General features: G+C 62.1%; 25 protein-coding genes. 20 read left to right on the forward strand and 5 right to left on the reverse strand.

The window, feature by feature from the left end; translation table 11 throughout:
* The first annotated feature begins 10 nt into the window (after positions 1–10).
* The 18 genes from rpsS (at position 11) to map (ending at position 10,181) form a co-directional block, all read left to right on the forward strand.
* Positions 11–292 (forward strand): 30S ribosomal protein S19, encoded by a 282-nt coding sequence (rpsS, locus tag ACFVTG_RS05315; RefSeq protein WP_018773666.1) that lies wholly within the window; start codon positions 11–13, stop codon positions 290–292.
* 38 nt (positions 293–330) lie between these two features.
* Positions 331–696 carry a 50S ribosomal protein L22 gene (gene rplV / locus ACFVTG_RS05320; protein ID WP_028265103.1) on the forward strand — a complete coding sequence of 122 codons (366 nt, stop codon included), beginning with the start codon at positions 331–333 and terminating at the stop codon, positions 694–696.
* The gene (gene rpsC, locus ACFVTG_RS05325; RefSeq protein WP_284755143.1) at positions 697–1,533 is read left to right on the forward strand and encodes a 30S ribosomal protein S3; all 837 of its coding nucleotides are present in this window, start codon (positions 697–699) and stop codon (positions 1,531–1,533) included.
* Entirely contained in the window at positions 1,534–1,950 is a 417-nt protein-coding gene (rplP, locus tag ACFVTG_RS05330) for a 50S ribosomal protein L16 (RefSeq protein ID WP_028265101.1), read from the forward strand.
* Between the two features lie 2 nt (positions 1,951–1,952).
* Positions 1,953–2,276, forward strand: coding sequence for a 50S ribosomal protein L29 (gene rpmC / locus ACFVTG_RS05335; RefSeq protein WP_059387364.1), 324 nt, complete (start codon positions 1,953–1,955; stop codon positions 2,274–2,276).
* Positions 2,273–2,572, forward strand: a complete 300-nt coding sequence (rpsQ, locus tag ACFVTG_RS05340; RefSeq protein ID WP_059387365.1) for a 30S ribosomal protein S17 — start codon at positions 2,273–2,275, stop codon at positions 2,570–2,572. Before rpmC ends, rpsQ begins: the two co-directional genes overlap by 4 nt.
* 348 nt (positions 2,573–2,920) lie before the next feature.
* Entirely contained in the window at positions 2,921–3,289 is a 369-nt protein-coding gene (rplN, locus tag ACFVTG_RS05345) for a 50S ribosomal protein L14 (protein WP_003803789.1), read from the forward strand.
* Positions 3,290–3,292: 3 nt separating this feature from the next.
* A complete protein-coding gene (rplX, locus tag ACFVTG_RS05350) occupies positions 3,293–3,655 on the forward strand; it encodes a 50S ribosomal protein L24 (protein WP_390278693.1) in 363 nt (120 codons plus the stop codon).
* Positions 3,655–4,233, forward strand: coding sequence for a 50S ribosomal protein L5 (gene rplE, locus ACFVTG_RS05355; RefSeq protein WP_059387367.1), 579 nt, complete (start codon positions 3,655–3,657; stop codon positions 4,231–4,233). The genes rplX and rplE overlap by 1 nt, the downstream gene beginning before the upstream one ends.
* Before the next feature lie 77 nt (positions 4,234–4,310).
* The gene (gene rpsH / locus ACFVTG_RS05360; protein ID WP_028265096.1) at positions 4,311–4,709 is read left to right on the forward strand and encodes a 30S ribosomal protein S8; all 399 of its coding nucleotides are present in this window, start codon (positions 4,311–4,313) and stop codon (positions 4,707–4,709) included.
* Between the two features lie 18 nt (positions 4,710–4,727).
* The gene (gene rplF, locus ACFVTG_RS05365; RefSeq protein WP_059387368.1) at positions 4,728–5,264 is read left to right on the forward strand and encodes a 50S ribosomal protein L6; all 537 of its coding nucleotides are present in this window, start codon (positions 4,728–4,730) and stop codon (positions 5,262–5,264) included.
* A 3-nt stretch (positions 5,265–5,267) separates the two neighbouring features.
* On the forward strand, positions 5,268–5,651 hold the full coding sequence (gene rplR / locus ACFVTG_RS05370) for a 50S ribosomal protein L18 (RefSeq protein WP_236812276.1): 384 nt from the start codon (positions 5,268–5,270) through the stop codon (positions 5,649–5,651).
* Positions 5,652–5,680: 29 nt separating this feature from the next.
* Positions 5,681–6,352, forward strand: a complete 672-nt coding sequence (rpsE, locus tag ACFVTG_RS05375; RefSeq protein WP_171983517.1) for a 30S ribosomal protein S5 — start codon at positions 5,681–5,683, stop codon at positions 6,350–6,352.
* Positions 6,353–6,354: 2 nt separating this feature from the next.
* Complete coding sequence (gene rpmD / locus ACFVTG_RS05380; protein ID WP_059387371.1) at positions 6,355–6,561, forward strand: 50S ribosomal protein L30; 207 nt, start codon at positions 6,355–6,357, stop codon at positions 6,559–6,561.
* Positions 6,561–7,055 (forward strand): 50S ribosomal protein L15, encoded by a 495-nt coding sequence (gene rplO, locus ACFVTG_RS05385; protein ID WP_284755150.1) that lies wholly within the window; start codon positions 6,561–6,563, stop codon positions 7,053–7,055. The genes rpmD and rplO overlap by 1 nt, the downstream gene beginning before the upstream one ends.
* A gap of 189 nt (positions 7,056–7,244) precedes the next feature.
* Entirely contained in the window at positions 7,245–8,555 is a 1,311-nt protein-coding gene (secY, locus tag ACFVTG_RS05390) for a preprotein translocase subunit SecY (RefSeq protein WP_059387373.1), read from the forward strand.
* A 5-nt stretch (positions 8,556–8,560) separates the two neighbouring features.
* Complete coding sequence (locus tag ACFVTG_RS05395; protein WP_284755208.1) at positions 8,561–9,130, forward strand: adenylate kinase; 570 nt, start codon at positions 8,561–8,563, stop codon at positions 9,128–9,130.
* Between the two features lie 223 nt (positions 9,131–9,353).
* Entirely contained in the window at positions 9,354–10,181 is an 828-nt protein-coding gene (gene map, locus ACFVTG_RS05400) for a type I methionyl aminopeptidase (RefSeq protein ID WP_390278698.1), read from the forward strand.
* Between the two features lie 82 nt (positions 10,182–10,263).
* Here map and ACFVTG_RS05405 read toward each other — a convergent pair whose 3' ends face one another.
* From ACFVTG_RS05405 to ACFVTG_RS05425, 5 genes are all read right to left on the reverse strand, one after another.
* Entirely contained in the window at positions 10,264–11,613 is a 1,350-nt protein-coding gene (locus ACFVTG_RS05405; protein WP_390278701.1) for an ABC transporter substrate-binding protein, read from the reverse strand.
* A gap of 59 nt (positions 11,614–11,672) precedes the next feature.
* Positions 11,673–12,560, reverse strand: coding sequence for a carbohydrate ABC transporter permease (locus ACFVTG_RS05410; protein ID WP_284755209.1), 888 nt, complete (start codon positions 12,558–12,560; stop codon positions 11,673–11,675).
* Positions 12,561–12,607: 47 nt separating this feature from the next.
* Positions 12,608–13,558, reverse strand: a complete 951-nt coding sequence (locus ACFVTG_RS05415) for a carbohydrate ABC transporter permease (protein ID WP_390278703.1) — start codon at positions 13,556–13,558, stop codon at positions 12,608–12,610.
* A 240-nt stretch (positions 13,559–13,798) separates the two neighbouring features.
* The gene (locus tag ACFVTG_RS05420; protein WP_390278705.1) at positions 13,799–15,259 is read right to left on the reverse strand and encodes a chlorohydrolase family protein; all 1,461 of its coding nucleotides are present in this window, start codon (positions 15,257–15,259) and stop codon (positions 13,799–13,801) included.
* A 35-nt stretch (positions 15,260–15,294) separates the two neighbouring features.
* The gene (locus ACFVTG_RS05425) at positions 15,295–15,993 is read right to left on the reverse strand and encodes an FCD domain-containing protein (protein ID WP_284755158.1); all 699 of its coding nucleotides are present in this window, start codon (positions 15,991–15,993) and stop codon (positions 15,295–15,297) included.
* A 118-nt stretch (positions 15,994–16,111) separates the two neighbouring features.
* Here ACFVTG_RS05425 and ACFVTG_RS05430 point away from each other — a divergent pair, with 118 nt between their 5' ends.
* Both ACFVTG_RS05430 and ACFVTG_RS05435 read left to right on the forward strand, forming a co-directional pair.
* Positions 16,112–17,203, forward strand: coding sequence for a sugar phosphate isomerase/epimerase family protein (locus ACFVTG_RS05430; protein WP_390278709.1), 1,092 nt, complete (start codon positions 16,112–16,114; stop codon positions 17,201–17,203).
* Positions 17,200–18,087, forward strand: a complete 888-nt coding sequence (locus tag ACFVTG_RS05435; RefSeq protein ID WP_390278711.1) for an ABC transporter permease — start codon at positions 17,200–17,202, stop codon at positions 18,085–18,087. Before ACFVTG_RS05430 ends, ACFVTG_RS05435 begins: the two co-directional genes overlap by 4 nt.
* The last annotated feature ends 9 nt before the right edge of the window (positions 18,088–18,096 follow it).

Genomic DNA, 18,096 nt, shown 5'->3' on the forward strand with positions numbered 1-18,096 from the left:
GCCTGGACACATGCCACGCAGCCTGAAAAAAGGTCCTTTCGTAGACCAGCACCTCTTTGTGAAGGTCGCCAGGGAAAACGAAAAGGGCACCAAGAACGTCATCAAGACCTGGTCCCGCCGTTCGATGATCGTCCCGGACATGCTGGGTCACACGATTGCCGTTCACGACGGACGCAAGCACATTCCGGTGTTTGTCACTGAGTCGATGGTCGGGCACAAGCTCGGCGAATTCGCTCCCACGCGGACATTCCGCGGCCATGTCAAGGACGACCGTAAGGGCAAGCGCCGCTAAGGCGCTCGCTCTACGGCTAAGACGAGAGAAGGAAAGCAATGGAAGCCAAGGCTATTGCGCGTCACATCCGCGTAACGCCTATGAAGGCCCGGCGCGTCGTCAACCTTGTTCGTGGTAAGCAAGCGAATGAGGCTCTGGCAATTCTGAAGTTCGCCGAACAGGCAGCTTCGGAGCCGGTATTCAAGGTAGTTCAGTCGGCAATGGCAAACGCACGGGTCCTCGCGGACCGCGACGGCGTTGCCTTTGACGAAGGAGACCTCTACATCAGCGAAGCGTTTGTTGATGAAGGCCCGACCATGAAGCGGTTCCAGCCGCGTGCTCAGGGTCGCGCATTTCAGATCAAGAAGCGCACGAGCCACATCACCGTGGTAGTCGCTACCCCGGAGAAAGAGGAGGCTCGCTAAGTGGGACAGAAAGTAAACCCGCACGGGTTCCGACTCGGCATCACCACCGATCACGTATCGCACTGGTTTGCTGACAGCACCAAGGCTGGCCAGCGGTACAAGGACTTCGTTCGCGAAGACATCCGCATCCGCCAGCTCATGTCCACGGGCATGGAGCGCGCTGGTATCGCCAAGGTCGAAATCGAGCGCACCCGTGACCGTGTCCGCGTGGACATCCACACGGCTCGCCCGGGCATCGTCATCGGCCGCCGCGGCGCAGAAGCGGACCGCATTCGCGGCGAGCTCGAAAAGCTCACCGGCAAGCAGGTCCAGCTGAACATCCTCGAGGTCAAGAACCCCGAGATGGAAGCACAGCTTGTTGCCCAGGGCGTTGCTGAGCAGCTGACTTCCCGCGTGGCTTTCCGCCGTGCGATGAAGAAGGCCATGCAGTCCGCACAGCGTGCGGGTGCCAAGGGTATCCGTATTGCTTGCTCCGGTCGACTGGGTGGCGCAGAAATGTCCCGCTCCGAGTTCTACCGCGAAGGCCGTGTGCCCCTGCACACCCTGCGTGCGAACATCGACTACGGCTTCTACGAAGCCAAGACCACCTTCGGCCGCATCGGCGTGAAGGTCTGGATCTACAAGGGCGACGTCACCGCGAAGGAACTGGCTCAGCAGGCAGCTTCCGCTCCGTCCCGCGGCCGCGGTCCCAGCGACCGCCCGGGCCGCCCGGGTGGCGCCGACCGTGGTGACCGCCGTCGTCGTACCGACCGTCCGGCAGCTGACGCAGCACCTGTTGCTGCAGAGGCTCCGGCAGCTGAAGCTGCTGCTCCCGCAGCAGAAGGAGGACAGGCTTAAATGCTTATCCCACGTCGAGTCAAGCACCGTAAGCAGCACCACCCGGGTCGTTCCGGCGCTGCAACGGGCGGCACCAAGGTCACTTTCGGTGAGTACGGTATCCAGGCGTTGAGCCCGGCCTACGTCACGAACCGTCAGATTGAGTCTGCCCGTATCGCGATGACCCGCCACATCAAGCGTGGCGGTAAGGTCTGGATCAACATTTACCCGGACCGTCCGCTGACGAAGAAGCCGGCCGAAACCCGCATGGGTTCCGGTAAGGGTTCTCCGGAATGGTGGGTCGCAAACGTCAAGCCGGGCCGCGTTCTCTTCGAGCTCGCCGGTGTCAATGAAGAGGTAGCTCGCGAGGCACTGCGCCTGGCAATCCACAAGCTGCCGTTGAAGGCACGCATTGTGCGTCGCGAAGGTGGTGAATAGAAATGGCAGTAGGGTCGAAGGATCTCGCACCCGCACAGCTGGACGGTTTCGACAACGAGCGTCTCGTTGAAGAACTCCGCAAGTCCAAGGAAGAGCTGTTCAACCTGCGTTTCCAGTCCGCCACCGGACAGCTGGAGAACCACGGTCGTCTGCGCGCGGTAAAGAAGGACATCGCACGCATCTACACCGTTCTCCGTGAGCGCGAGCTGGGCATTCGTGCCGAGGTTGCCGCACCGGTTGTGGAAGCCAAGGAAGAAAAGAAGTCCAAGAAGGCAGAAGCCAAGGCTGAGAAGGCCGAAGCCGAGGCTGGAGAGGACGCCAAGTGAGCGAACAGAAGGAAACTGTGACGGAAGCAGCAGCCAGCGCTGAACAGCGCGGTTACCGTAAGACGCGTCGCGGCTACGTTGTCTCTGACAAGATGGAAAAGACCATCGTTGTTCAGGTTGAAGACCGCGTGAAGCACGCTCTGTACGGCAAGGTCATTCGCCGCACCTCGAAGATCAAGGCTCACGACGAGCAGAACACCGCCGGCATCGGCGACCTCGTTCTGATCTCTGAGACCCGCCCGCTGTCCGCTACAAAGCGGTGGCGCCTGGTCGAGATCCTCGAAAAGGCTAAGTAATCCCGCGCCGGGCTTTGTCCGGCAGCGATATGGATTGGTGGAAAGGCCCGTATTCCGTTAGGAATGCGGGCCTTTCCGCGTTTCGGTCCGGAGCACAAAACGTGCTAGGATATTGAGTTTGTATGGCGCCAGTTGTGCGTCAACAACCACCTCGTAAACAATCGTGCCGCGGCATACTGCCCCGCGCAGTTATTTCCGCAAGGGAAGCTGATGCTGGCGGCACGGGAGTTTAGGCCTGCTCTGGCAAAATCCAGGCAGGTCAAGAGACACCCCGATCAACCGTTCCGCAAGGCTCATTCCGTATGCTCCATTTCGGTCTGAGAACCGGCGCGACGCAAGGAGTAAAAATTGATTCAGCAGGAGTCGCGACTGAAGGTCGCCGACAACACGGGTGCTAAGGAAATCCTTACCATTCGCGTTCTCGGTGGATCCGGCCGTCGCTACGCAGGCATTGGCGACGTCATTGTCGCAACCGTCAAGGACGCTATCCCGGGCGGCAACGTAAAGAAGGGTGACGTCGTCAAGGCTGTCATCGTTCGTACCAAGAAGGAACGCCGCCGTGCGGATGGTTCCTACATCAAGTTTGACGAGAACGCAGCTGTGATTCTGAAGAACGACGGCGACCCCCGCGGTACCCGTATCTTCGGCCCGGTTGGTCGTGAACTCCGTGACAAGAAGTTCATGAAGATCGTTTCGCTGGCTCCGGAGGTGCTGTAACCCATGGGTGCAAAGATCAAGAAGGGTGACCTGGTTCAGGTCATCACCGGCGCCAAGCAGGAACGTGGCGGCGACCGTGGCAAGCAGGGCAAGGTTCTTCGCGTGTTCACCGAGACCAACCGCGTCCTGGTAGAAGGCATCAACCGAGTCACCAAGCACACCAAGGTCGGTCAGTCGCAGCGCGGCACCAAGACCGGTGGCATCGAGGTCGTTGAGGCCCCGATCCACGTCTCCAACGTTGCTCTTGTTGACCCCTCGACCAAGAAGCCGACCCGCGTTGGTTTCCGTCTCGAGACCGTTGAGAAGGACGGCGTCTCCAAGACCGTCCGTGTCCGCGTGTCCAAGGCATCCGGGAAGGACATCTAATGACTGAGACTCTCGAGACTCCAGCGAAGATCGTTCCGCGTCTGAAGACGAAGTACGCCGATTCCATCAAGCAGACCCTGGTTGAGGAATTCAAGTACGAGAACGTGAACCAGGTTCCCCGCCTGGTGAAGGTTGTTGTGAACATGGGTGTTGGAGATGCCGCCAAGGACTCCAAGCTGATCGACGGCGCTGTCCGCGACCTCACCCTGATCACCGGCCAGAAGCCGCAGGTAACCAAGGCCCGCAAGTCCATCGCCCAGTTCAAGCTGCGCGAAGGCATGCCCATCGGTGCACACGCAACTCTGCGTGGGGACCGTATGTGGGAATTCGTGGACCGCCTCGTAACCCTCGCCCTGCCCCGTATCCGCGACTTCCGCGGCCTCAACGGCAAGCAGTTCGACGGCAACGGCAACTACACCTTCGGTCTGACCGAGCAGGTTATGTTCCACGAAATCGACCAGGACTCCATCGACCGCGTTCGCGGTATGGACATCACGGTTGTCACCACTGCAAAGACCGATGACGAAGGCCGTGCGCTGCTCAAGGCACTTGGCTTCCCGTTCAAATCCGAAGACTAATAACTACGTAGTAGGTCCGGCCGCGGCTGCTTTGTAGCCAACGCGGAAACCATTACGAGGAAGGGCAAGAGCCCAAAATGACTATGACAGATCCTGTCGCAGACATGCTTACGCGTCTGCGCAACGCCAACTCGGCATACCACGACACCGTGAGCATGCCGTACAGCAAGCTCAAGGCACGCGTTGCCGACATCCTGAAGGCAGAAGGCTACATTGCTGCCTGGAAGGAAGAGGAAGCCGAAGTCGGCAAGAAGCTGACCATCGACCTCAAGTTCGGTCCGAACCGCGAGCGTTCGATCGCTGGTGTCCGCCGCATTTCCAAGCCTGGCCTCCGCGTTTACGCGAAGTCCACCAACCTGCCTCACGTGCTGGGTGGCCTGGGTATCGCAATCCTGTCCACCTCTTCCGGCCTCCTGACTGACAAGCAGGCCGGCAAGAAGGGCGTGGGCGGCGAAGTCCTCGCGTACGTCTGGTAACGGGAAAGGAAGAGAATAATGTCACGTATTGGACGTCTCCCCATCACCGTTCCTGCCGGCGTTGAAGTTAAGGTTGATGGCTCTGTCATCAACGTCAAGGGCACCAAAGGCGAGCTGAGCCACACCGTAGCCAGCCCGATCGAGGTCACCCTGGACGAAAGCACCTTGACTGTCACCCGCCCGAACGACGAGCGCGCTTCGCGTTCCCTGCACGGCCTGACCCGCACCCTGATCGCCAACATGATCGAGGGCGTCACCAAGGGCTACGAAAAGAAGCTTGAAATCGTTGGTACCGGTTACCGCGTTCAGGCCAAGGGTTCTGACCTTGAGTTCGCTCTCGGCTTCAGCCACCCGGTCAATGTCTCCGCTCCCGAAGGCATCACCTTCACGGTGGAGGGGCCGACCAAGCTCTCCGTCGCTGGTATCTCCAAGCAGCAGGTCGGCGAGGTTGCTGCCAACATTCGCAAGCTGCGCAAGCCCGACCCCTACAAGGGCAAGGGTGTCCGTTACGCCGGCGAAGTTATCCGCCGCAAGGTCGGAAAGGCTGGTAAGTAAACCATGGCCATCGCAATTAACAAGAAGCGTACGAACAAGAGCAAGTCTGCTGCACGCAGCCGTCGCCAGCTTCGTATCCGCAAGCGCATCACCGGCACGGCTGCTCGTCCTCGTCTGGTCGTCAACCGCTCCGCACGCCACATCTTCGTCCAGGTTGTCGATGACAGCAAGGGTGTAACCGTGGCTTACGCTTCCACTTTGGAAGCCGACCTTCGTGCATTCGACGGCGACAAGACTGCCAAGGCCAAGCGCGTCGGCGAGCTCGTTGCCGGACGTGCCAAGGCTGCAGGCATCGAAGCTGTTGTCTTCGACCGCGGTGGTAACAAGTACCACGGCCGCATCGCCGCCGTCGCTGACGGCGCACGTGAAGGTGGGCTGGCACTGTGACCGTTGAGAATAACGAAAAGGACATTCAGGTGACTGAAGCTGCAGCTGCTGAGGCAACTGAGACTGCTGCTGCCACCGACGACCGCCGCGGCGGCCGTCGTGGCGAGCGTGGTGACCGTGGCCAGGGCCGCGGCGACCGTGGTGGCCGTGGTGGCCGCGACGGCGGTCGCGAGGCCGAGAAGAGCCAGTTCGTAGAGCGCGTTGTAACCATCAACCGTGTTGCCAAGGTCGTCAAGGGTGGTCGTCGCTTCAGCTTCACCGCACTCGTCGTCGTCGGTGACGGCAACGGCCTGGTTGGCGTCGGCTACGGCAAGGCGAAGGAAGTTCCGGCAGCTATCGCAAAGGGCGTTGAAGAAGCCAAGAAGTCCTTCTTCCGCGTTCCCCGCGTTGGCAACACCATCCCGCACCGCGTGCAGGGTGAGGCCGCAGCAGGCGTTGTCATGCTGCGTCCGGCTTCCCCGGGTACCGGTGTTATCGCCGGTGGTCCGGTCCGCGCGGTACTGGAATGCGTCGGTATCCACGACGTTCTCTCCAAGTCGCTCGGTTCCTCGAACGCCATCAACATCGTTCACGCGACTGTTGACGCCCTGAAGCGACTGGAAGAGCCCGCTTCCGTGGCAGCCCGCCGTGGCTTGCCGCTGGACGAGGTTGCTCCTGCTGCTCTGGTGCGCGCACTCCAGAACCAGAAGGCAGGTGTTTAGTCATGGCTAAGAACCTGACTCCCTCCGACGCTCAGTTGGAGATCACCCAGATCAAGGGCGTCATCGGCGCCAAGCAGAACCAGCGTGAAACCCTGCGGTCCCTCGGCCTCAAGCGCATCGGACACACTGTTGTCCGTACCGCTGACGCCGTGACTGTTGGAATGCTCAACACGGTTCCGCACCTCGTGAATGTAGAGGAGGCGAAGTAATGGCTGAGAACAAAACCGCCGATAAGGCAGAGAACGTGGCTGCCGACAAGCAGAACGCCCTGAAGGTCCACCACCTGCGTCCTGCCCCCGGTGCCAAGACTGCCAAGACCCGTGTTGGTCGTGGTGAAGGCTCCAAGGGTAAGACCGCCGGTCGCGGTACCAAGGGTACGAAGGCCCGCTACCAGGTCAAGGCTGGCTTTGCCGGCGGCCAGCTGCCGCTGCACATGCGCCTGCCGAAGCTTCGCGGCTTCAAGAACCCGTTCCGGGTTGAGTTCCAGGTTGTAAACCTGGACAAGCTCAACGAGCTGTTCCCGGAAGGTGGCGCTGTCACCGTCGAGTCCCTGGTTGAGAAGGGCGCCGTTCGCAAGAACCAGCCCGTCAAGGTGCTGGGCACCGGCGACATCACCGTCAAGGTTGACGTCACCGCCCACGCTTTCTCCTCCAGCGCAGCTGAGAAGATCGCAGCAGCAGGCGGAACCACCACTGCCCTCTAAAGGGCTCTGGGGCTATCGCCCGCTGTGAAAGGACTCCCGGTGTGGAGGGCTTCGGCCCCTCGCACCGGGAGTTTTTTCACATGGCGCGCACCCCTCGATTGTTCGCATGGCGCATCAAACCGTTAGACTCGGGTGTTGGGTTTCAATGACCCCTTTCGACACCCTTGGACTTTTAACTCAGGAGGACGCTTGCTAAGCGCATTCGGCCGGGCATTTCGGACGCCTGATCTGCGACGCAAGTTGTTGTTCACGCTGGGAATCATCACAATCTTCCGCTTGGGAGCTTTTATCCCCTCGCCTGGTGTGAGCTACCAAAATGTTCAGCAATGTTTGTCAAGCAATCAGGACCAGGGCGGCCTCTACCAGCTCGTCAACCTGTTCAGCGGTGGTGCACTGCTGCAGGTTTCGATCTTTGCCCTGGGGATCATGCCGTACATCACGGCCAGCATCATCGTGCAGCTGCTCCGCGTGGTCATTCCGCGGTTCCAGCAGCTCTATGACGAAGGTGCCTCTGGCCAGTCGAAGCTGACGCAATACACGCGTTATCTGACCATTGCGTTGGGCCTTCTGAACGCCACTACTTTGGTGTCCCTGGCGCGCTCCGGGCAACTGCTGCCCAACTGCCAGCTGCCGATCATCCCCGACACGAGCATCATCGCCACGATTCTTGTAGTCATCACTTTGACGGCCGGTACGGGCCTCATCATGTGGATGGGCGAACTGGTTACCGAGAAGGGCGTGGGCAACGGCATGTCGCTGCTCATCTTCACTTCCATCGCTGCCGGCTTCCCAACCTCGCTTGGTGCCATCTGGAACTCCAAGGGACCGGGCACCTTCTTCACGGTCTTGGCGATCGGCCTCGTGACCGTCGCACTCGTGGTCTTCGTCGAGCAGTCCCAGCGGCGCATTCCGGTCCAGTACGCCAAGCGTATGATCGGCCGGCGCACCGTGGGCGGCACCAGCACCTACATCCCCATCAAGGTGAACATGGCCGGCGTCGTGCCCGTCATCTTCGCATCCTCCATGCTCTACCTGCCGGGGCTGATTGCGCAGTTCAACCAGCCGAAGGCCGGAGAGTCCATCGCCCCGTGGGTTGAGTGGATCAACAACAACCTCACCAAGGGCGACCACCCCATCTACATGGCGCTGTACTTCGTCATGATTGTGTTCTTCACCTACTTCTACGTCGCGATCACCTTCAACCCTGAAGAGGTCTCGGACAACATGAAGAAGTACGGCGGGTTCATTCCGGGCATCCGGGCGGGCAAACCGACCGCGGATTACCTGCAGTACGTGCTTTCCAGGATCACCCTCCCCGGCGCCTTCTACTTGGGCTTCGTGGCGTTGATTCCGCTGGTCGCACTCGTCCTGATCAGCGCCAACCAGAACTTCCCGTTCGGTGGCACATCAATTCTGATCATGGTGGGTGTGGGCCTGGAAACCGTCAAGCAGATTGATGCGCAGCTACAACAACGTCACTACGAAGGGCTTTTGCGATGACGAGAATGCTGATCATTGGACCTCCGGGTTCTGGCAAGGGAACCCAGGCTGAGCGGATTTCCGAGCGCTTGGGCGTAGTCGCCATTTCCACGGGCGACATCTTCCGTGCGAACGTCAAGGGCGAAACCCCGCTGGGTATTGAAGCCAAGAAGTACATGGATGCCGGCGATTTCGTTCCGGACAGCGTCACGAACAAGATGGTCCGTGACCGCCTGAGCGAGAACGACGTCGAGAACGGCTTCCTGCTCGACGGGTACCCGCGCACCACGGCCCAGGTGGAATACCTGGACCAGATCCTCGCCGACACGGAAGAGAAGCTCGACGTCGTGCTTCAGCTGACGGCCGACGACGAGGAACTTGTTTCGCGCTTGCTGGGCCGTGCCAAGGAGACCGGACGCTCGGACGACAACGAAGGTGTTATCCGCCACCGCCTGGACCTCTACCACGAGCAGACCGAGGCCGTTGTGGCCAAGTATGCCGAACGCGGCATCCTCACCCAAGTCGATGGCATTGGCGGCATCGACGAGGTCACGGATCGTGTGTTGCTGGCCATCGAGGCGGCCAAGGCGGTCTAGTCAGCTGCATGACTGTTGAAAGGGTGTGTCCCGCGCCGGAGCGAACTGCTCCCAGGCGGGACACACCCTTTTCTGTTCCCCTTCTGCCGGACCGAGACCAGTGACGCTTCCGTGTCGTTCCCGGCTCCGGTTTCGGGCATGGCCGCTGATGCGGGAAAATAAGAGATCAAAGGGTGATCTGGTTCCGCAGCCCACCATAAGCAGTACACGACAAGAGGAGACCATGGCGTTCGGCCAGCCCCGCATCGAATACAAGACCAATGAGCAAATGCGCAAGATGCACGAGGCCGGCTTGGTCCTCAGCAGAGCGCTCGACGCGGCCGTTGAGGCAGCGAAACCGGGGGTGACCACGCGTGAGATCGACGCCGTGTTCGCGGCGGTCCTCATCGACGCTGGGGCAAAGTCGAATTTCCTCGGGTACCACGGCTTCCCGGCCACCATCTGCACTTCCGTCAACGAGGAAGTAGTCCACGGCATCCCCGGCGACCGCGTCCTCCAGGACGGGGACATCATTTCGATCGATGGCGGAGCGATCGTTGATGGTTGGCATTCCGACTCCGCGCGCACCGTGATAGTCGGTGCGGCCGATCCTGAAGACCAGCGGCTCTCGGATGTCACCCAGGCCGCTATGTGGCGTGGAATTGCTGCCTTGGCCAAGGGAAAGTTCGTGGGCGACATCGGCAACGCCGTGGATGACTACGTCTCCTCCGTCCCGGGAAAGCCGCTGGGCATCCTGGAAGACTACGTAGGCCACGGCATCGGTTCCGAGATGCACATGGCCCCTGACGTGTTGAACTATCGCACCACGCACCGCGGCCCGAAGATCAGGCCGGGGCTGTGCCTTGCGATCGAGCCCATGCTCGTCCGTGGCAACATCGAAACAGCAACCCTCGACGACGACTGGACCGTGGTGACCACCGACGGGAAGCGTTCGTGCCAGTGGGAGCACTCGGTCGCCGTCCACGAAAAGGGCATCTGGGTGCTTTCCGCGCCCGACGGCGGTGCGGAGCACCTGGTGCCGCTCGGCGTCGTACCCGTTCCGATTCCCTGACCCCCAAACTGGGAGCCGATACAGAAAATCCCTGGCGACACCGGAATTCCGTTGTCGCCAGGGATTTTTCGTTTCGGGAGCTTTAGCTAGCTTTGAGCTTGGGCTTCACGTCCTTGGTGTAGATGCCATCGAGGGTTGCCTTGAGGTCCGTCATGGTGGCCTTCACGTCGCCCTGCTGCGTGAGGATCTTCGCGGCAGCCTTGGCCATTTCCTGGTCGGCACCGGGCAGGAATACGCGGGCGTTGTCCTGCACCTTGGTGACGGCGAGCTGGTCCATGGCCGTCTTGATCTGCGGAGTCTTGGCGAGGACTGCCGTCATGTCGGCGGAGACGCGCGTGGGCATGTAGCCGGTCGCGGCGGAGAATGCCGCGGTGTTCTCCGGTTCGGTCATGAATTTCAGGAAAGTGGCAGCCGCGAGCTGGACTTCCTTGCTGACACCGCTGGGAATCCCGAGTCCCGCGCCGCCGGTGGGGCAGACGTTGGTCTCGGCCTTGGGGCCGCCCGGAAGGAAGCCGACGCCGACGTTGAACTTGGCGGACTTCAGCACGCCCAACAGGTCTCCCGTGGAGGAGATCGTGGTGGACGTGATGCCTGCGGAGAAGTCGTCCGCAGCGTTCTTGGAGGAGACGCCGGCCCACTTGTCCTTGTAGATGGAGTCCTGGGCCCACTGCAGGGCCGTAACGGACTCGGTGGAATCGCAGTTGAAGGTCCAGCCGTTGGACCAGCTGCCGCCCCAGCCCCACAGGTTGTTCTGCAAGGTCCAGCCGGCGTATCCGGCAAGGGCAGGGTAGATGTAGGCGTACTTCGCGCCCGAGCTGGCCTGGAGCTTGGGGGCCCACTCGGCGAACTCCTGCCAGGTCTTGGGAGCCCGGTCCGGAAGGCCAGCGGCCTTGAAGTGGTCCTTGTTGTAATAGAACAGCGGGGTGGAACGGCCGTAGGGGAGTGCCCACTGCTTGTTGGCGTATTGGTAGTCCGCTACGAGGGACTTCTGGAAGTCGTCGATTTTGACGTCCAACTGCTTGATGAGTCCGTCCAACGGAATGATGTTGCCGTTGGTGTAATAGCGGAACCACCAGACGTCGGAGAGCACTACGAGGCCGGGGAGGGCAGACTTCGCTGCCTGCGAGGTCTGGAACTTCTGCGCGATTTCCTCGTAGTTGGCGCCTGCCGTTACGAGGTTCACCTTGATGTCCGGGAACTTCGCCTGGAACTTGTCGATGATGGATTGCTCGACGGCCTGGGACTGCCCGGGGTGGCTGGTCCAAAAGTCGAACGAGCCGGCCGGCTTGACGCCCGTGAAGTCGATGTCCGAAGGGCTGGTGCTCGCTGCACTGCCGCTCGTCGACGGACCGCCGCATGCTGCCAGGGCGGCTGCGCCGACTCCGAGTCCGGCGAGCCCCAGGAAGTTTCTGCGATCAAGATTCATTGCCATGGTTGGTCCTCTCAAGGATGCAAAGGTGGTGATGGGGGTTGTGTGGAAGTGCTGTGTTATTAGCCGGTGACGCTGCCCTGGGTGAGCCCGGCAACTATGTAGCGTTGCAACGCTGCGAAGACCAGGAGGATGGGGATGATCACCAGGACGGCTCCAGCCATCAAGATCCCCCAGCCTGCGCCGTTGCCTTCAGAGTTCTGAAGCAAGGTCAGGCCGACCGGGAGGGTCATGGTTTCCGGCCGGTCCGTGATGATCAGCGGCCAGATGTAGTCGTTCCATTCGCTGACGACAGTGACGAGGGCAACGGTGGCGATCGAGGGGAGTGATACGGGGACGACCACTTGCCACAGCCTGCGCCAATGGCCCGCGCCGTCGATTTCCGCGGCCTCGAGGATGGACCCCGGAAGGGTCTTGAAATGCTGGCGAAGGAGGAAGGTTCCAAAGGCCGTGCCGAGTCCCGGAAGGATGATTCCCCACAGGGTGTTCTTCCCGCCGATTCCCGCAATCAGGATGTAGTTGGGGAGGATCGACACCTGCGGCGGCACCATCAGGGCCACGAGGATCACGACGAAGATGATGTTCTTGAACGGGAAACGGACGAAAACCAGGGCGTACGCCGTCAGGATCGCCAGGATCACCTTGACCGTGGAACCGACCGTGGTGACGATCAGGCTGTTCAGGAAGAACTGTGCGAACGGCACTGTGGTCATGGCCGTGTGGTAGTTCTCCAGGTTCAGGCCCTGCGGAAGGATCTTGAGGTCCGTGGTGACGATCTCGCCGGGCTGTTTGAAGGAACTCAGCAGCATCCACAACAGCGGCAGGACCACCACGAGGGTGGCCACGATCAGCGGGATGTAGCCGCCTGCCAGTGTCTGGACAAGGTTCGAGCGGGAGAGCGGCTTGTCGCGCCGCGCCGGGAGCTCCGGACCGGCGTCGGGAGCTTTCAGGGTCCCGACGCCGCTTGCGGAGTTGGGGCTGACGGGGGAGAGCGTGCTCACGAGTAGTGCACCTTCCGTTCGACGAACCGCAACTGGAGCACGGTGATGATGAGCAGGATGGCGAAGAGCACTACCGAGATGGCGGCGGAGTATCCGGCGCGGTTGTAGGCTCCGAAGGCCTGCAGATAGGCCTCGTAGATCAGCGTGCTGGTGCCGTTGCCCAGCGGCGTCATGATGCGGATCAGGTCGAACGCTTGAAGCGAGCTGATCATCGTGGTGATCAGCAGGAAGAACGTGGTGGGCGAAAGCAGGGGAACGGAGATGCTCATGAAGCGGCGGAAGCCGTTGGCGCCATCCAGGGAAGCCGCCTCCATGACGTCCTTCGGGAGCGACTGGAGCCCGGCGAGGTAGACGACCGCGCAGTAGCCCAGGTTCTTCCAGACGTAAACGATGATGACCATCACGAGGGAGAGTTGTGGATCGTTGATCCACTGGGGGCTTTGCTGGCCGATGCCCCGGAGCAGCCATGACAGCACGCCGTATCCGGGGTCGAAGATGAACAGCCACACGAGGCCGACGCCTACGCCGCTGAGGACGTAGGGGGCGAAGACAGCAGAGCGCGCAAATGTGGTGCCCCGGACCTTCGCGTTCAGGGCCAGGGCCACCAAGAGGCCCAGCACCATGGAACCGCCGACAGTGACGACAGTGAAGATAAGGGTGGTGCCGAGTACTTGGGGGGCGTCGGAACTGGTGAAGAAGGTGACGTAGTTGTCGAGGCCCACAACGGTGGCCGAGGTGGAGCCCAAGGTCCAGTCAAGGGTTGAGTAATACATGTTGTTGATCAGGGGCAGATACGTGAATACCGCGATCAGCGCCAGGTTCGGCAAAGCCAGTGCCAGGAACACAAAGAAGTCGCGTCGGGTTCGGCCGGACCAACGTCCCCGGCGCTGAAGGGCCGGGAGAGCCTGCGCGGGGGCCGCAGGGCTGCCAGTCAGTTGTCTTGTCATGGGAGGTCTCTAACGGTTCGCAGATATCGGGGCGCGCCGGACCCGAACTGTTGGGTCAAGGGGGGGCGGCTAGTTTTACCTCACCACACGGAAACACCTGTCAAGTCAAAAAACGGACCGTTCGCGGGATTGTTGGACAAGCCTTCTGCGTTCGTTTACTCGATGTTTCGTGGCGGATAGGGCCGTGTTTACATTCGAGGCACGACTACCGTTTGTGCGGAATCCGCATGCTGTGCTCGTTCAGCGCAGGGGAAAGCTGGGTGGAAGGAGTTCGTGGATGGGGCGCTGGGCGTAATCCGAGGCGGTCAGGGACGCAATGTAGTGGTCCAGGAAATCCTGGGCGCGTTCCCGGTAGTCGCTCGTATCCACGGTGACGATTTCTCCCTTGTCAACGATGGTCCGTCCGGCCACCGCCACCCGCGTGATGTCCCGTCCGTCCGTGTTCATGATCAGGGTGCGGATGGGGTCGGCGTGCGGGCCGATGTGACTGCGAGTCAGGTCCAGGATGAAATAGTCGGCCTGCGCCCCCGGCGCCAGGCGTCCCAGGTCGGAACGGTCGAGCGATTCGGCCGGGTCCAGGGTGGCCGAGCGAAACAAGTCCGCGGCCTGGGCGCTTGTACGGTCCCCCGTGAGGGTCTTGGTCATTCCCATCGCCAGGTCCATGGCCCGGATCATGTTGGGCGGGGCAGAGTCGGTGCCCAGTACGATCCGCACTCCGCGCTCTCGGTAGGAGTCATAGTTGTCGAGCATCCCGCCGTAGTGGGCCATGGGGATGGGACAGAGCAGGACCGACGTTCCGGACCCGGCGAGCAACGCCAGGTCGTCCCCCGTGCCGGCGGCCGCAGGCATGTGAGGGTGTCCGGGGATGGTCCACGCGTGGGGAATGTAGGTGCGTTCCGCGAGGAAACCGAGATCGGCCAAATAGGGGAGTGGGCGCCGTCCCGTGCGGGCGATCACGGTCTCGACTTCGAAGAGCCCCTGGGCGGCGTGCAGGCGCACCGGAACCTTGAGCTCATCGGCGGCTTGCCGGGTGAGGCGGAGCGTCTGTTCGGTCTGCGTTTCGATCCGGGCGGGTAGCAGGGCCGTCCTGATCAGCCCTTGGGCCCGCCCTTCGTAATCCTGGGCGAAGCGGACAGCTTGATCCAGGCCATCGAGGCCGCGCCGTTCGTCTTCGTGGAGCATCACCCGCTTGCCGTCCGTATAGGGGACCGCGGTGCGGTAGCTCGGCCCCAGGTAGGCCCGGAGGCCGAGGGCCTCCACGGCGGCAGCGGTGTCGGCAAGGTCCTCGTAGTCCTCGCACCATTCGTGATAGCTCTCGGACGCAATGGGCATGAGCGTGGTGATGCCGTTGCGGACCAATTGCGATAGGGCAAACTCACGTCGGAACCGTGCCTGCTCGCGGGTGAACACGGCTCCGTGGTTCCGTAGGTAGGACTCGGACCAGACGAGGCCCAGGCGCCGATCGGGATCCGGCCACGAATCGAAGAGAGCGTGGTCGATATCGGCCAGGGCGTTCAAGTCGATGAATCCGGGGGAGACGATTGCCTGTCCGGCGTCGACGTCGATGTCCACGACTCCGGGGTAGTCCCGGCCCACGAAGACAATGGTTCCGTCTTCGTGGACCAGTTCTGCGTCGGGCAGGATGCAGTGGTCGCCGTCGGCATAGCCAATGATGAAGGCGGCTTTGATGCGCGTGATCACGGCTCTCCTTGAGGGTGTTGTCGCGTTCGGAGATCCTAGGTGCCGGTGGAGCCCACGGCCTTGCCCTCCAAATCCGAAGCCTGGTTGTCCAGGATCGCTCCAGCCACCAGCATGGCGTCCTGTGTGGAGCGGTCGCGGATGGCGTCAAAAAGCTCGTCATGGCTATCGTGCTCGGCGTGGGCAGCACGGTTCAGGCCCTCGGGCGATGTCCACGAACCGTCGATGCTCTCCGCGAGGGAACCATAGATGCCGGCCAGGAGCTGGTTGTGCGCGGCGCCCACCACGGCCCGGTGGAAGTCGATGTCTGCCAGCCGGAATCCGTCTTCGTCGTGGGCTTCCGCGGCGGCGCGGCGTCGATCGAGCGCGTCCTGGAGCTTGTCGAGGTCCTCCTGGTCCCGGCGCTGCGCCGCGAGGGCGGCCGCAGGAATGTCAAGGCTGCGGCGGACTTCGATGGCCTCGAGCCTGTCCGCTCCCTGGAGGCCTTTGCGCAAGGCGACTTCTTGCTCGTCCACGGCGGCGACGAAGGTTCCGTCACCTTGACGCGTCACCAGAAGGCCTGCGTGTACCAAGGCGCGGAGGGCTTCCCGGAGGGGTGCCCGGCTGAGGCCCAAGGCCTTTCCAAGCTCCGGCTCGGGGGGAATGCGGTCTCCGAGGCCCCATTCGCCCTCCCGGATCCGCAGGCGGATGTCATCGATCGCATCGTCGACGACGCTGCGCCGGCCATTCACCGTCATGGTGCCCTCCTTGCTAGGCATGCTGTTCGCCGATCCACTTCCGTCAACGAAGCGTCTCACATGGTGTTCGAAAAATCTACTCTTTCGTAAGACGTCTTACGAGTGTATCTTGGCCAACATGACCCAGATCACACACCTGCTACCTGATTCACGGGCCCTCGGCGCCGGCGAACTGCCGGAGACGCGGCTGGGAGTCCAGTTCACCCGCTACCCGGGCCATGAAGACCGGCCACAGGTCGAATCGCTGCGGGCCGCCTTGGATGATGGCTTCACCCTCGTGGTGCTCAACAGCATCGCGGCGGAACTTTCCGGTGAAGCTCCTGACGAACTGAACGAGGTGGCGGAGGAAGCCCGGCGCGGAGACGTCGAGCTCCAGCTTGGCCTGGGCTGCGCGGGACCGTTCGATGATCCCGCCAGGATTCGGGCCGGGCTGAACAGGACCCTGGCCCGCGGCCTGGAACTCGGCGTCACTGAGTTCTTTGTTTACACACGATCAGTTCGCGAAGGGGCCGTGGAACAAGGCAGGTTCCTCGACCACCCTGCCCAGCTCCGGCTTATCCGCGCGAACCTGGAGGCACTCGCACCCGCGGCGCGTGACGCCAAGGTCCGCATCAACGTCAAGACGCACGAAGACTTGGCTTCACCGGAAGTGCAGTCGCTTGTCCAGGCATTGGATCCTGCAGTCTTCGGAATCGGATTCGATGTAGCCAACCTGGTGGTTCGGGGAGAAGACCCTGTCGAGGCAGCCCGGGTGCTTGGACCTCAGGTCATGATGACCCATTTGGAGGACGCGGTCCTGTTCCCCTTGCCGCACGGCTACCGGCGTCGCTTGCGGGCAATCGGCGAGGGGGTCTTCGATTGGGAAGCGATCCTTGGCCACCTGTTCCGTGCCGGGGTACGCGACTTCACCCTGGAACAGCATCGGGGAAAGTTCGACGCTCCGGTTTTCGACCGTTCGTGGTTCACCCACGAACCCCACCTCGACGCCGCGGGGCTGGGCCAGTTGGCCCGGCTCGGTGTTGCGACGCACGACGGCGTGGCGCGCGGGCATATCCCGGCGCTCGCCGATTGGGACGACGAACCCGCCCCTGCCGAGCGCCGTCGCCAACTGCTCCACAGTGCCGCCACCGTGCGGACGATCCTCACATCGATCGGTGCCGGCGTGAAAAAGCCGGCCACGATCCTTTCCGGAGAGGAAGGACTCTCATGACAGCCATTGCCGCCCCACAGATCGTTGTCCCGGCCAGAAGGAGACCCTTCAGGAGCTTCCTTCGGCGGGACAGGGCGTTGACCTTGACCTTGTCGTTCTTGGCCGCCCTCATTGTGGCCACCCTGATTGGCCCCTTGGTCTGGCGCGTCCAGCCCGATGCCATCAACCTCGGCGCCGTCCTTCAGGCTCCCAGCCTGGGACATCCCATGGGCACGGACGACACAGGCCGTGACGTGTTGGCCCGCGTCCTGGCCGGTGGCCGGACATCGATCCTGGCGGGCCTGACCATTGCGTTGATCGGCGCGGTCGCCGGGTGTATTGCGGCCCTTTTGGCGGGATCCATGCGCGGCTGGGTGGACACACTCTTCACGTGGCTGACCAACTCCATCCTCTGCTTCCCGGCCATTCTTCTGGCAATGGCGATCGCGATGGCACTGCAGCCGGGCGTGGCGGCGGTGGTCATCGGGCTTTCGCTACACTCGTTCCCCTGGTACATGCGGACCCTTCGCGGCGAGGTGATGCGCTTGTACGGCCAGGATTTCGTTCGCTCCACCGTCGCACTCGGAGCACACCCCGCCCGCGTGCTGTTCCGCCACGTTTTCCCGCACCTGGTCCCGATCATGATCCTGCAGATGGCCGCCGTCTTCGGCGCGGCGGTGCTCTCCCTGGCTGCCCTCGGCTACCTGGGCCTCGGTGCGCAACCCCCGACGGCCGAATGGGGAGAAATGATCACCGACGGCCAGCAATTCTTCCTGACCGGTCAATGGTGGATCGCGGGTTTCCCCGGCCTGGGCCTGCTCCTTGCCGTCAGCCTGACCACCATGATCGCCGACAGGGCCCGGGAAGTCCTGGACCCACGCGGTGAATTTATCCAGGCGAAATGAGGTTTCCCG

It is taken from the genome of Arthrobacter sp. NPDC058127 (assembly GCF_042884555.1).
Taxonomy (GTDB): Bacteria; Actinomycetota; Actinomycetes; order Actinomycetales; family Micrococcaceae; genus Arthrobacter.